The sequence below is a fragment of the Parachlamydia acanthamoebae genome, assembly GCF_000875975.1.
Taxonomy (GTDB): domain Bacteria; phylum Chlamydiota; class Chlamydiia; order Chlamydiales; family Parachlamydiaceae; genus Parachlamydia; species Parachlamydia acanthamoebae.
This window is the reverse complement of sequence record NZ_BAWW01000008.1, coordinates 1-13,699: the sequence shown is the minus strand read 5'-3', so window position 1 is coordinate 13,699 and position 13,699 is coordinate 1. Positions and strand designations below refer to the sequence as shown.

Here is a 13,699-nt window from a genome sequence, read left to right as displayed (position 1 = left end):
GAGCATCCTTTATGACAGTACCTTCTTTATCTTCTCTCGAATTGGATTATCAAGCCAAGTTTTCTTCTCTATTGCAATTTGAGGAAGCTTCTCCCCCGGAATCTCTTTTTGTGGAGGATAGTTCACAAGTGCAGGATAATGGTTCGATTTCGGTCAAGCTGGCCAGACGATTCAGGGAATGGAACACTCTTTTGGATGAAAAATATGAAAAGCGTTTTGAGCCCGAAATTTTTTCAAAATTAGAGGCATTGGCTAAGGCTCTATTTAATTCGCCCACCTCCTCACTTCTGTTAAAAAAATTAGAAGAAAGAGAAAAAACGGAAAGTTTACGTAAAGAGCTGTCACATTTTGATGAAATTGTCAGTCGTATAATCAATTTTTCCCAAGAAAAAAAATCGGAAATGTATTTTGCGGGGGTAGTGCAAAGAAGCGTGAATGAAACCCTGCCTTTTATGATGCATATTTACACGTATAGTCAGGAAGAGCAAAAGGCGTTTGCCGAGCATGCCAATGCCTTGCAGGTCAAACAAATCATAAGGGAATGCTTGAAAGAGCATTCAGAAGATATCGGTTTTTTTTGCTTATCCGTGCCGGAAAGAATTTGGTGGACGCTATTTAATCAACTCACAAAAGAGGAATTGGTTGCTTTTACCGCAGAGCTCAAACAGATATTGAAAATTGAAAACCGAATCAGCATCTTTATTCAGCATCAAAAAAAAGCGTTTGAGGCAGATTTGGCGACGATTAAAGAAAAGGTAGATGTTTTATTTGAACATCTCGCAGATGAATTGGAGAGCCGTCAAATTGAGCAGACCGATCTGAGAGAAATTGAGGCCTTAGTTCTTCATGTCAAGGAAACTCTTAAAGCCTTACACGCTGTTATTGAATTATTGGAAGGGATTCCGGGTGACTGGGGAGAATTTTCAGATTTTAAAAACGATTATAAAATATTGCAATGTCGCTTAGAAAAAAATGAGTGCAGTCTTGCAGCTGAGCATTCGCTTTACCAGATGGTTTATAATCGGGTATTTCATTTAGATAAAACGACCTTAGAAAGTTCGGTGGGAACGATTTTGCTCTTCTGGGAAATAAGCGATACGGAATATGAAGGCGGGCAAGGGATACTGGAAAAGTTGAAAAATAAGGGTTTAAAAACGATTGCCGATTTGAAAAAAAATCAGATTCTCAATAGCCAGATGTTAAAAGAGTATCTAGCACATTGACAAGATAAAACCCAACAGCTCCAGAAAGCTGTTGGGTTTTTGAGAAAATCATCCTTCATAAAATACTTCGGATACTTTTTCAAATTCTTCAAATGCTTTTTGCATGCCCAATCGAATATCTTCGTTATCTGAGATGAGATAAGATTGACCTTCAGGGTCTTCTACTAGCATGGAGATGGTTTTATCTTGGTTTTTCCATAACACGAACTCGTTTTTTTTACAGTTCGCTCTTGCCTCTTCTTCACTAGCAAAAAAGTAGCCTTCATCATTTAGGAATTGACGAAAGCCTGCTTCTGTTTTCAGGTCATTCACTTTTTCTGCCGTTGAATTCCCAAACATATGGTCGGTATTCCTTTTATCAATTTTTAAGCAAACTAAATAGGAACCATCCGGATTTTGTATTGCTGCAACATGCCCGACGTGATTTTTGTTTTTACTGATCATATCATCGTTTCTTTTTAAGTTTTCGATATCAGCTTCTTCTAATTTTTCAGGGATGAGATTTTTTTCTATAAGCTCAAAAAGCGTTTCGTTTTCGGAAGGGGTTAATGTAAAATTTGCAAATCCGTACTTAGTTTTTACGACCATCTCGTAATCAGTGTCATTATCTGTTTTTAAGATGGCATACGCTCTATTTTTCTGAGGCATTTTTTTCTGGAGTTCTTCTCTTGAAGTAAAAGCCATTTTATTATTTAAAAGAATTTCAAATTGATTTTCAGGAGCTGCTAAGCGATTAATTTTTGTCTGAGCGTTTTCATCTAAGTCAATGGATTTGGAGGTAATTATAGGACTTTCATAAGCAGGGATGCTCAATGCAAATATTAATGTATTTAATTCTTTTTGCCACATGACGTGCGTTCCTATAGGCGCCTTTTTTAAGGCGTCCAAAGCCTGATCTTTATTATTTTTAAAATGTGGAGATTTTGAAAGTTCATTTAAAAAGGGAGAAGTTGCTGGCATCGAAGCATATGAATTCTCAAAATTTGTCAAAATATTTCTGGATTTAGCGATTTGGTGCTTTTTAATTAAATTGCTAATCCAGTTTTTTAAAAAAAGAATTTTTGGCGTATTTTTTTTCTTATTCTCACAGGAATCCACGATTATTTTAAAATAAGAGGCGAGTTGCTTACGTTTTTGAATTTCGACATTTTGATTCTCTAAAATTGTTTTTACATAAGCTGAGATTTTTCTGAGTGATGATCGCTTGGATTTTTTTTCAAACTGAAAATTTCCACTTTTAGGATCCACTTTGAGATATTGGTGGTTTGTTGTCTTATAAGAATTTGTGACGGCTCTAAAAAAATATAATGTGTCTTGAATCGATGTCATATAATTCCTTATTAATACATTTTGACGTTAGAATACCTTAACATAATTAAAATTTTCATGCTTAGTTTTTTTATAAAACCATGTATTTTTGCTTGAGAATACGTTCTTAACTAATCTATATGGATGGTACTGCACGGAGGTTTATTAACGAAGGAAGGTATGGCCCTGGCTGCTTTCAATAAAAATTATGTATCATAAAACTCATTAAACACGCGTTGAATACCCGTTCGGATATCTTCATGCTCTAGGATGATATAAGGTTTGTGTTCGAGAGAGTTAGTCAAAACTAAACGGGGCCACATGGAGATTGTTTTATCCTTATTCTCCCATAAAACAAACTCGAGATCTTTATTTTTAGCTTTGTAATATGCTTTAGCGTCTTCCTCATTGTCAAAAAAATAGCCTTTTTCGTGCAAAAATAGACGAAAACCAGCTTCAGTTTTGAGTCGTGTTACATTTTGTTCCGTATCCTTAACAAGAAGGTAATCGTTACTTGCATCCATTTTTATGCGAGCTTCCCACTGTCCGTCTTCAAGCATTTTTATTTTTGCGTATCCGATGTGATTTTTGTGATTTGCAACATAAATATCATTAGCTTTTTGGGCTTCAGCTTTTTCTAGCCTCGCGGGTGTTAGATTTTTTTCAATCTGCTGAAACAGGCTCTCATCTTCGGAATTTTTTAAATTGAACTGTACGAACCCATCTTGAGTTTTGACGATCATGATATAATCAACATCATAACCCTTGGTTTTGAATACGCTATAACATCCAGTTTCTAGAGGAAGATTTTCATGCATTTGGAGAGTTGTCGGATAAGCTATGCCATTTGTTTCAAGAATTTTAAATTGATTTTGCGGTGTAGTCAAACGCTCGATTTCAGCTGGTGAATTTGCATTTAAAGGCACTGGCTGGGATATGACTAAGCCGTGCTTTGACGAGGGAATTCGGAATGCGAGCATCAAATTCTTGCTATTTTGCTGCCAAACAGCATATGTCCCAATTGGAGCTTTTTGTAAAAAGTCTACAGCTTGTTCGCTATTATCTTTAAAGTAAGGCGCTAAAATTTCTTTAGCTTTCTTCTTTTTAATTCTTGTGTAAGAAGGATCAAAGGTTCTCAAAATTTTATAGGATTTTTCCAATTCGTACTTTTTGATTAAATTCCTAATCCATTTTTTCAAAAAAAGAATTTTGGGCGTACTTTTTTTCTTATTCTCAAAGGATTCCACGATTTTTTTGAAATGAACAGCTAACTGCTTACGATCTTCTAATTTGATATCTGAATTTTCTAGAATTTTTTTTGCGTATGCCGAAATTTTTCTGAGAGACGATCTTTCAGATTTATTTTGCACAGTCCAAAGCTCTCCCAGCTTATCTACTTTGAGGTATGTATGGTCAGAGTAGGCTGCTTCCCTAAAAAAATTTATAATAGGTGTCATATTATCTCTCAAAATACTTTTATTTATTAATATACTATATTTTTAGATTTTTAGTATATGCGCTAGTTTTCTTTTTTATTAACCATCCAACCAGAAAATTTTTCTAAAAAATGGACAAAACTAAAGAGATGTTCAGGCGGGAAATGATATTTATCTTCCGCATTGATTAAAATTTTTTTAAAGCAGTTTAGCCAAACTTGTCTGGCCTGTTCATCTATCGCAAAGGGGAGATGTCGTTTTCGCATCATCGGGGCCCCATACATCTGTTGATAGAGAGGGGGACCTCCAAGCAAAAAAACAAAGAATGCGGCGGATTTTTTCGAAGCTTCCTGCATATTTTCTGGAAAAAGTGGGCGAATACTTGATTTTTCCAATTCCGCATAAAAATCTTCAAGCATTTTGAAAATACATTCTTGGCCCATCTTGGTATAAATTTCAGGATTTAAGCGGATATCTTGGGGAGGACCTTCTGGGGGAATATATGGATGAGAATGAGTCATAATAGAACCTATTTTTGAATTTGATCGCAAATCATAACATAATGGGCCCTTTGAAAAATAGATATTGCGGAAAAAATATCCAGACTCCTACTTTCTTGGAAAAAGGAATTAATTTTCTAATTCAAGGAGAAAATATGCATCAAGAAGCTGTGTCTTATCAAGTAGGTGGCTTCAAAATGAAAGGTTATCTAGCTTATGATAATGCAAGCGCAGCCAAGAGGCCTGCGATTGTGATTGCACATGCTTGGAAAGGGCTAGGAGAATTTGAATGTGAAAAAGCCAGGCAGCTGGCTAACCTAGGATATGTTGCTTTTGCAGCGGATGTTTTTGGAGGGGGTAAAACTGCGGAGTCGGATGAGGAAGCTGGAGCTTTAATGTTACCTCTTTTTATTGACCGTAAAACATTGCGTGAAAGAATTCGAGCTGCAGTAGAGGCTGTTAAGCAATATGCTGTGGTAGATCCTGATAAAGTAGGCGCGATCGGGTTTTGTTTTGGTGGTCTAACTGTTATTGAACTCCTCAGAAGTGGGGCTGATATTGTTGGAGCTGTAAGCTTTCACGGTGTATTAGGAGATACTTTAGGAGGAAATAAAGCCCATATTGAGCCTTTGGCAAAAGAAATTAAAGGGGCTTTATTAATTCTGCATGGATATGAAGATCCTTTGGTTCCTCCTGGACATATTGTTGCGATTCAGAAAGAATTGAATGATGCTAACGTCGATTGGCAAATGGACATCTATGGACACACTTCCCATGCTTTTACAAATCCGGCTTTAAAGGATTATGAGCAAGGGCTTGTCTACAATGAAAAGTCTAGTCAACGCGCATGGAGGTCTATGCGCAATTTTTTTGAAGAAATATTTTAAATCAAATAGGTGTTCTAATGAATATTCACGCCTCGATTACTTGGATATACGCACTTTTGGTGCTAATCGGAGGAATTATTGGATATATAAAAGCTCAAAGCTTAGTCTCTTTTTTTATGGCGGCGGGATTTGCCATTTTATTGGGAATCGCTGGTTGGCTCATGTGGAAAAGTAGAAGAGAAGGTTATTATTTGGCGATTGCTTTAATCACATTTTTAGGTCTCTTCTTTTTATATAGATTTTCCCTTTCCATGAAATTCATGCCCGCAGGCTTTATGGTCCTCTTAAGCCTTGCAACGGGAGCGGCGTTTGCTTTTTTAAAAGAGAGTGGAGACTAAAAAAAAATGAAGGTGTTATGCTTAATTGGTTGAAAAATTTTTTTTCGTCTGACACCTTCGTTTTTTTTCTCAATTTTTTTAAAAAACCGCATCAAATCGGGGCCGTTGTCCCTAGCTCAGATCAACTTGCCAAAGCCATGACTAAATATGTAGGAAAATGTGAAGGGCAAGAAGCTTTCCATTATCTTGAAGCCGGCGCTGGGACGGGTGTTTTTACAGATGTTATTCTGGAGAAAATGCGTCCACAGGATCATTTAGATATTGTGGAAGTCGATGCTGTTTTTTGCGAGTTGCTTGAGAAAAAATATGCTCATAAATCGAATGTGCATATTTGCAATTGCTCGATTCTTGATTGGCACAAAGATGCTTTTTATGATGTGATCATTTCTGGATTGCCCCTGAATGCTTTTGATCCGTCTATTGTGGAGGCTGTTCTTTTGCAATACCAAGTTTTAACTAAAAAAAGTGGAATCGTTACTTATTTTGAGTATCAAGGAATTCCAGAAATTAAAAAAATTTTAGTCGGATCTAAAACAAGGGAAAATTTTTTAAAAACGTCCAAGCTAATTTCTAACTTTTCTAAATCCTATGAATTCTGTCATGTGCATGTTTGGAGAAATTTTCCCCCAGCAATTGTGCATTATTTTAAAATTCACTAGAAATTCAGTTTGTTTTCTCTAAAAAGACCTTTTAGTTTAAGAGTAGCCTGCCCAAGCCGCCCTTTGTACATGATAAATGTTGGGTCAAAATCAGCTTTCTTGGTGCACACAAATTTCTGAGAATTCAATTCACTTCTTGCATGCGTGTTATTGAGGTCTGCTTGAATATCAAATGGAATTTGATATTCATCAAAAATAGCTTGCCAGATTTCTACCTGTTTCTTGCGTACCTCTTCCGAGCGTCTTCCGTCATTAAAATCGGCTAACAGTGTGCCGCCCGTTTTAAGAATACGGGCTGCGTTAACAAAAAGACGCATGTCTTGTAAAATGGTCGTTGGAAATATCCGTTCTACATAAATATCGTCTACACTCTCATCGGGGAAGTAAGCCATCTCTTTTAGATTGTCTATTGCTGCTTTATAATCAAGACGTAGATCTGGATTAATATCGATCGTATAGGGGTGATACGGCTTGTTTTCAGTCCCCCGGAAATAACGCTGTTCTGTAAGCTTTTGTGTCGCTTGTCTAGCTTCAAGCTGTGTTCCACGACCGACAATGAGATCGACAGGTTCTCCTCGATCTTCCCTCTCCTGGCGATAAGCAGAAAATGAGAGATAGATGGGTCTACTTGGGACCGGTTCCTCTATAGGGGAAAGGGAAGAAGCTTGAGGCTCCTGCCGTGGCTCTACAGATGTACTCATGGTGGAGCTTAATATAGCTTGGGTGGTATTGGTTATTTCCTTCTCCCGCATGCCTTGAATCGCTCTTTTTACAGCGAATTGTTTATAATCGAGGTGTACAATTTTTGATAAAGACGCCAAAGCTCTTTCAAAGATATTGAGGGAGGCAATCGCAGATTCTGTACCACTTTTAACAAAGCAAATGCGCGAATAATGGTACCATTTTCCTTTTTGAATGGTTGTTTCCAATTCAGGATCGATATTTTCTCTATTTTCAACTAATTTTAGTATTTTCATTTTACAACTTTCGTCTTCGATGTTTTATTTCTTATGCAAATGTAAAATATTAAATGTTGAAATTTCCTTACTTACTTCTTAAAAGCGGAATGATAAGAAAAGTCGATGCTTAATCGCAAAATGCTTCAGATGAGTACTGTCTTGGTCGATTAAAAAGTATTAGGTAAAAGAGTGCCTCAATCTCTTAAGACACTCTTAAAAAGTTATTGAGCACTTCCTGCAGGGACAGGTGGCTGTTGTGGCTGTGTTTGTTGGCTCTGAATTTGAGCGCTTTCATCTCTTAAATGCTGTTTTTCACGCTCTGTAAGTGACTGAAGTTCAGCTAAATCGCTCATGGTAATATTATCTTTGCGCATTAAGCTAAGGAGTTTTTCTCGAACTAGGGGACTTTGGATGGCAGGTGTATTTTTAAAATTGGCGTAAAGGACCTTTTTAACGTCTAGCATGATGATAGCTTGCTCGAGCTCTACTTTAGTCGCCCACATAGGCGCTTCTGTCCGGCTATAAGCTCTATCTTGAACTTCTTGAAGATGTTTTTGATCTTTTGCTATCAGATCTTCGATCTGCTTATAAAAATTTTGTTCATCGGCTTGAGCTTGTACGGAAGAAATATTTGCTGCGCGGAGTGTAGATGGGTTAAATAGTACACAGGAAGCCGCAATCGCAAAAAGGGGAAAAATGTGTCGAGTTTTTATCATAAAAACCTCCCTTAATTGTAAATATTTAAAATTGGACCATAAATTTATTCTACATTTTTTTTCGATTTTTTTTAACAAGAATAGATCAAGATCTCTGCTGGATTTAATATGAATAAAAAGTGTATCCTTAAACACCAATTCATTCATTATTTTAATAGAGGTGCACATGAACAGCGCTTCAGTTCGAGGATCGTGGGGATCACGAATTGGTTTTATTTTTGCGGTAGCAGGCTCTGCTGTAGGTTTAGCGAATATTTGGAGATTTCCTTATCTCGTCGGTAAACATGGTGGAGCTGCCTTTATTTTTGTTTATATTTTAAGCTTGTTGTTGATTGGATTTCCTGTTTTTATTGCGGAAATTTTGATTGGGCGTGCCACGCAAACGAGCCCCAGCGGTGCATTCGAGAAATTAGGTAGATCGAAAATCTGGTCATGGCCTGGGAAAATGACTGTGTTAACCGGCTTTATTGTGAGTTCGTTTTATAGTGCTGTTGCCGGATGGATTTTTGGATATTTCATTGAAGCTGTAAAAGGAAATTTATCTTCTTTTGCCTCAACTGAGGCTGTTGCACTTCACCACACTTCCCTCATGCAAAACCCTTTGTGGGGAGTTTCCTTTCATTTCTTTTTTATTTTGATTTGCAGCACGGTTCTCTATCTAGGTGTTAGAGGAGGAATTGAAAGATGGAATAAGTTTTTAATGCCGCTTCTCTTTGTTGTCTTGATTCTTCTTGTTCTAAAAGGACTGACTTTACCGAACGCACAAGATGGATTACGTTTCCTATTCAGTCCCGATTGGAGTTTACTCACTCCTGCTGTTCTTTTGACAGCTCTTGGACAGGCGTTTTTTACTCTTAGTGTCGGGCAAGGGACGATGGTGACTTATGGAAGTTATCTTTCAAAAGAGGAGAATATTGTCAAAAGTTGTGTTCCTATTTTATTGATGGATACTTTTGTCTCGATTATAGCGGCGATGGTCATTTTTACAATTGCGTTTTCCGCGGGTGTTGAGCCGAGCTCTGGGCCTGCGTTGCTTTTCCATACCTTGCCTTGGGTGTTAAGTCAAATCCCAGGAGGATATTTGATGAGTGTGTTATTCTTTTTGATTGTGGTTTTGGCTGCTTTGACATCCGAAATTTCAGCAATGGAGCCTACAATTGCATATCTTATTGATGAAAAAGGATGGAACCGTCATCTTGCTGTTTGGGCATGTGGAATTGGTGCATTTCTTCTCGGTATTCCAAGTGCATTGTCGTATAGTTTATTAAAAAATACGACATTCTTTGGTTTGCCCTTTGTTGATTTTATTGAATCCATCTGTGGACATATTTTAATTCCTGCAGGTGGGTTTTTTGCACTCATTCTCTTGCTCGGACGTTGGGGGGTGTGGAATGCTTTAAGTGAGCTAAAAGTGGGATCTCATGAGTTTTTTAAGCGTTATCCCTGGATTTTATCGTACTTTTGGTTTTGCTTTAAAGTTTCGGCTCCTATTTTAATGGCGATTATTTTTTTGAATTCATTGCTGATGTTCTTTTAAGATGACAACAAAAAACTATATCGAATCTTCGTTTTGCCAGGAAGATACTACTTTTGAGGTCCCTCTAAGACCGCAAGCGCTAGACGATTTTGCAGGTCAGGATTCTATTCGAGAAAGGTTGGAAGTGTTGATTGGTGCGGCAAAACAAAGAGGCGAAGCACTCAGCCATTGTTTGTTTAGCGGTCCTCCCGGGCTCGGGAAGACAACGTTAGCAAATATTTTAGCTAAGGCAATGGGAACGAATATTGTTGTGACATCTGGACCACTTATTGAAAAAGCGGGAGATTTGGCAGGTGTTTTGACGAATCTCAAAGAAGGGGATATTCTCTTTATCGATGAGCTGCATCGTTTACAACCAGCCATAGAAGAGTATTTGTACCCGCCTATGGAGGATTTTGTCCTGGATTTGATGATTGATAAAGGACCAAATGCACGTAGCATCCAAATCAAATTGCCACGCTTTACTTTGGTTGGAGCAACTACGCGCGTCGGTTTATTAACATCTCCCATGCGTTCTAGATTTGCATTTTCATGCCGCTTAGATTATTATGAACCTAAAGTTCTAGAGCAAATATTGGGTCGTACTGCGCAAATTTTGCATATGACAATCGATCAGAAAGGGTTAGCGGAAATCGCACAACGCGCTAGAGGCACACCTCGCATAGCGAACCATCTTTTAAGATGGGTGCGAGATTATGCACAAATGCGTGCAAATAACATCATTACGCAGCCGATTGTGATCAAAGCCTTAGAAATGTTGGCAATTGATCAAATTGGATTTGACGAAATGGATAAAAAAATTTTAGAAGTTTTAATTGATGATTACAATGGTGGGCCAGTGGGATTGAATACACTTGCAGTTGCCATTGGAGAAGAAAAAAATACAATAGAGGAAGTGCACGAGCCTTATTTAATCATGAAAGGGTTTATCAAACGTACACCCAAAGGCCGTGTTGCAACAGAATCTGCCTACAAACACTTAGGAAAATTAAAAAAGGGAAGGACGGAGAAGTGATGAAGATCATGCGTAATCTGCTTTTACTTGCAAGCCTGTCATTTTCCATTACTGCGCAAGCAGGAATATGGGAAACTGTTACAGAAATTTTATGGAAACAAAGTCCCCCAGCTCCTCCTGCGGTAAATGTCTTGGTCATTCATGACCAACCCAGCATAATGCTCGAGGTAAAAGGGAAATATCAATTGTACGATCCACATGACGAATCGCATATCAGCACACGTTTTTTAGGAAAACGTAAGCCGATTGAAGCGATGTCTGGCGGATTAAGATGGGGAGAAGAATTCCCTGGTATTCACCAATTAAAAGTTGTTCCAGATCAATTGACAACGATATTGTCAGTAGATGGAACAGATTATCCAGGGTCTTTACTTGTTTACGATATTGGTGGAACTGTGAGTGTCGTCAACCAGATTCCTCTAGAAAAATATTTAGAAGTGATACTGGAGCCTCAATTCGTGGAACCTCTGCCAGAGGAAGCGCTCGCTGCAGTTGCTATTATTGCACGGACACATGCTTACTATCTGACAGAAAATCCCAAAAATCCTTATTGGACAGTTGAAGGAAGTCGCGTTGGCTACCAAGGGAATGTTCAGATTCGTTCAGACAGTCCGATGGCAAAGGCTATTAAGGCTACCCGTGGCATGATTTTAAGTCGGACAGGTACTTATGAAAAGGTGTTAACACCTTTTGCTGCTCAGTGGGGTTCTGGATCTGGTGGAAAAGCGTCAGGACAACAAAACTCCATTTTTTCACGCATTACACTCTTTGAGGCTGAAGAAATGGCTCGCAAAGGAGATAATGCTGCGCAAATCTTAGCGAAAGCATTTCCTAATGCCACAATTGAGTTAATTAAATAGATATTTTATAGGGCATTTGGTTTCCCAAATGCCCTTTAGGCCCCAGAAACAGAATCTTATGACTAATAGCCCTTATCATCTTTCCTCTTATCATTTTGATCTTCCCCAAGAATTAATCGCTCAACATCCCTGCACACCTCGAGATCATTCTCGCTTAATGGTCGTTGATAGAGGTTCTGGAATATTAAGTGAGATCCCTTTTTATGAATTGGCCGATTTCCTGCAGAAAGGAGATAGCCTTATTTTTAATAACACAAAGGTCATTCCTGCTCGGTTATTGGGGAAACGGCTTACTGGTGGTCAGGCTGAAGTTTTTCTTAAGGCTCAAAGAAGCGACGGTACTTGGGAGGTTTTGGTAAAGCCAGGAAAACAACTGGGTCTTGGATCCAAGGTTATTTTTAGTGAAACATTTTCTTGTGAAATTGTAGACGTTCTTCCTGAAGGCGCTCGATGTGTTCGTTTCTTCCATGAGGGGGATTTTAATCAAGTGCTAGAGCAGCATGGCAAAATTCCTTTACCTAAATACATCAAGAGGGAACCTGATGTTAAAGAAGATGGGGAACGCTATCAAACGGTATATGCAGCTCATCCAGGTGCTGTTGCGGCTCCTACTGCGGGATTGCACTTTACGCAACCATTACTCAATCGAATAACATCAAAAGGTGTTGAAAGAATCGAAGTGACTTTGCATGTGGGGCTAGGTACTTTTCTTCCGATAAAGGTTGAAGATATTCGCGATCATCAAATGCACGACGAGTCTTTTTTTATTAGTGTGCAAGCTGCCCAACAATTAAATAATCCTTCCTCTGGGCGCCAAATTTGCATCGGGACCACCAGTTGTCGTGCATTGGAATCTGCTGCTGGGCATTCATCTATAATCCAGCCAGGAGAATATTCCACGGATATCTTTATTTCTCCTGGGTACCAGTTTCGCAAAATGCAAGCTTTGTTGACGAATTTCCACCTACCCTGTTCCAGCTTGCTCGTCTTAGTAAGCACTTTTGCTGGTCACGAGCTTATCCGCGAAGCCTATCAAAAAGCTGTTAAAGAAAAATTCCGTTTTTATTCTTATGGCGATGCAATGCTCGTTCTTTAAATAGGGCTAACTTTCTATATCAATCACGGCTTTGACAAAGGCTGTGCCATTTTTTACAATAGTATGAGCGTCTTGAGCTGTATCTAGGGTAAAGTGACGAGGGTTCTTAGCTTAACGTTTCAGCCAATTGAGAGGCTTGACGGAGAATGTCTCCATAATGGGAGCATCCTTTGCCTGTCAACAAGGGGAAAGGGACGAATATTCCTGAAAAAGTGTCCTCATGCAAAGAAAGTTCCCTTCTATTGGTTGTGCAATCTCGGCATTGCGAAATTTACCTGTTCAATTTAATCAATAATGTCAAAATATTTTTTTTGAGTAATTCGAATGCTATAAATCAGAAAACCCATTGATAAGATCATGTTATTTCTTGCCAATTTGCTTTTACTCTTAACTCATTATGGCGCTCAAAAGCTACTCTAAAGCAAATTTCTTGCATAATTTTCAAAATATGTGTTAGCGTGAGTGTATTTCCAACGGAGGTAAATATGACAAGCCAAATAGGTAGTTCAAGTTCAACGAATGCTATTATTAACAATGGCCTGAATGGGATTGCATCAGCGGGGTTATTTGTTATTGAAAAAAGTGGAAATCTACTAGCTCCAGCAACTGTTGGATATATAGGAGGACGGTTTGTTGGCGTTGGTAATGTCGGATTGATTCAAGGGGTATATTCGGGAATCTACCATTCTATGATTTATAATCCAATTAAACGTTATGTAGATAGAAATACAGGAGAAGGCCCCGATCAAATCCATCCTAAAACTTGTAATTTTTTGATGTTTGTTAGTCTTATTGCAGAGACAGCGTTGCCCATTATTCTGGCTTCTTACAGTAGCCAGATTGTGAATAATGCGATCTCTACTTTACCTAAAGGTGGCATAGTTAGATGGCTTCTCGAATCAACAGTGAAGCGTGAGTACACATTTCTAACTGGAATTGGTGTAAGTATTGCCCCTATATTAGTTCAGCATGGGCTTTCTTGGTTGAATGAAGCAAACGAAACGAGTAAAAGAAGATAAATTCGCATGCAATTATTCGACTTTTAGAGTCGAACAATGTCGTCACTTTCATTAGACTTCTTTCGAAATTCCTTACGGCAACTCCAAATTGTGTATCCCCGCGATCAGGTTAAATCTTAAGCCAAACCGTTTTCTTCGATTCCTAT

General features: G+C 38.3%; 14 protein-coding genes. 9 read left to right on the top strand and 5 right to left on the bottom strand.

From position 1 onward, the window contains the following. The first annotated feature begins 11 nt into the window (after positions 1 to 11). Positions 12 to 1,223 carry a hypothetical protein gene (locus AOM43_RS04105; protein ID WP_059359167.1) on the top strand — a complete coding sequence of 404 codons (1,212 nt, stop codon included), beginning with the start codon at positions 12 to 14 and terminating at the stop codon, positions 1,221 to 1,223. A gap of 48 nt (positions 1,224 to 1,271) precedes the next feature. On the opposite strand, the gene AOM43_RS04100 is transcribed toward AOM43_RS04105, so the two are convergent. From AOM43_RS04100 to AOM43_RS04090, 3 genes are all read right to left on the bottom strand, one after another. Next, positions 1,272 to 2,552, bottom strand: a complete 1,281-nt coding sequence (locus AOM43_RS04100) for a hypothetical protein (RefSeq protein WP_059359165.1) — start codon at positions 2,550 to 2,552, stop codon at positions 1,272 to 1,274. Between the two features lie 185 nt (positions 2,553 to 2,737). Next, positions 2,738 to 3,988 (bottom strand): hypothetical protein, encoded by a 1,251-nt coding sequence (locus AOM43_RS04095; protein WP_013925106.1) that lies wholly within the window; start codon positions 3,986 to 3,988, stop codon positions 2,738 to 2,740. 62 nt (positions 3,989 to 4,050) lie between these two features. Beyond that, positions 4,051 to 4,488 (bottom strand): globin domain-containing protein, encoded by a 438-nt coding sequence (locus AOM43_RS04090; RefSeq protein WP_059359163.1) that lies wholly within the window; start codon positions 4,486 to 4,488, stop codon positions 4,051 to 4,053. Positions 4,489 to 4,622: 134 nt separating this feature from the next. On the opposite strand from AOM43_RS04090, the gene AOM43_RS04085 reads away from it, so the two are divergent. From AOM43_RS04085 to AOM43_RS04075, 3 genes are read left to right on the top strand one after another with little or no spacing between them, the layout of a single operon-like run. Then, positions 4,623 to 5,354 carry a dienelactone hydrolase family protein gene (locus AOM43_RS04085; protein WP_226987384.1) on the top strand — a complete coding sequence of 244 codons (732 nt, stop codon included), beginning with the start codon at positions 4,623 to 4,625 and terminating at the stop codon, positions 5,352 to 5,354. Positions 5,355 to 5,371: 17 nt separating this feature from the next. After that, complete coding sequence (locus AOM43_RS04080) at positions 5,372 to 5,692, top strand: TMEM14 family protein (RefSeq protein WP_013925104.1); 321 nt, start codon at positions 5,372 to 5,374, stop codon at positions 5,690 to 5,692. Between the two features lie 17 nt (positions 5,693 to 5,709). Further along, positions 5,710 to 6,351, top strand: a complete 642-nt coding sequence (locus AOM43_RS04075; protein ID WP_013925103.1) for a class I SAM-dependent methyltransferase — start codon at positions 5,710 to 5,712, stop codon at positions 6,349 to 6,351. Here AOM43_RS04075 and AOM43_RS04070 read toward each other — a convergent pair. Next, positions 6,348 to 7,328 carry a class I SAM-dependent methyltransferase gene (locus tag AOM43_RS04070; protein WP_059359161.1) on the bottom strand — a complete coding sequence of 327 codons (981 nt, stop codon included), beginning with the start codon at positions 7,326 to 7,328 and terminating at the stop codon, positions 6,348 to 6,350. The genes AOM43_RS04075 and AOM43_RS04070 overlap by 4 nt on opposite strands. Positions 7,329 to 7,531: 203 nt before the next feature. After that, entirely contained in the window at positions 7,532 to 8,026 is a 495-nt protein-coding gene (locus AOM43_RS04065; RefSeq protein ID WP_006339827.1) for a hypothetical protein, read from the bottom strand. A 166-nt stretch (positions 8,027 to 8,192) separates the two neighbouring features. Here AOM43_RS04065 and AOM43_RS04060 point away from each other — a divergent pair, with 166 nt between their 5' ends. The 5 genes from AOM43_RS04060 to AOM43_RS04040 all read left to right on the top strand — a co-directional run bounded on the left by AOM43_RS04060 (position 8,193) and on the right by AOM43_RS04040 (position 13,553). Continuing rightward, complete coding sequence (locus AOM43_RS04060; protein ID WP_013925100.1) at positions 8,193 to 9,563, top strand: sodium-dependent transporter; 1,371 nt, start codon at positions 8,193 to 8,195, stop codon at positions 9,561 to 9,563. A gap of 1 nt (position 9,564) precedes the next feature. Further along, the gene (gene ruvB, locus AOM43_RS04055) at positions 9,565 to 10,578 is read left to right on the top strand and encodes a Holliday junction branch migration DNA helicase RuvB (protein ID WP_059359159.1); all 1,014 of its coding nucleotides are present in this window, start codon (positions 9,565 to 9,567) and stop codon (positions 10,576 to 10,578) included. After that, positions 10,578 to 11,438: a SpoIID/LytB domain-containing protein gene (locus AOM43_RS04050; RefSeq protein ID WP_013925099.1), complete on the top strand. Its 861-nt coding sequence runs from the start codon at positions 10,578 to 10,580 to the stop codon at positions 11,436 to 11,438. Before ruvB ends, AOM43_RS04050 begins: the two co-directional genes overlap by 1 nt. Positions 11,439 to 11,496: 58 nt before the next feature. Next, positions 11,497 to 12,534 carry a tRNA preQ1(34) S-adenosylmethionine ribosyltransferase-isomerase QueA gene (gene queA, locus AOM43_RS04045; protein WP_059359157.1) on the top strand — a complete coding sequence of 346 codons (1,038 nt, stop codon included), beginning with the start codon at positions 11,497 to 11,499 and terminating at the stop codon, positions 12,532 to 12,534. Between the two features lie 485 nt (positions 12,535 to 13,019). Beyond that, positions 13,020 to 13,553 carry a hypothetical protein gene (locus AOM43_RS04040; RefSeq protein WP_013925097.1) on the top strand — a complete coding sequence of 178 codons (534 nt, stop codon included), beginning with the start codon at positions 13,020 to 13,022 and terminating at the stop codon, positions 13,551 to 13,553. Positions 13,554 to 13,699: the final 146 nt, after the last annotated feature.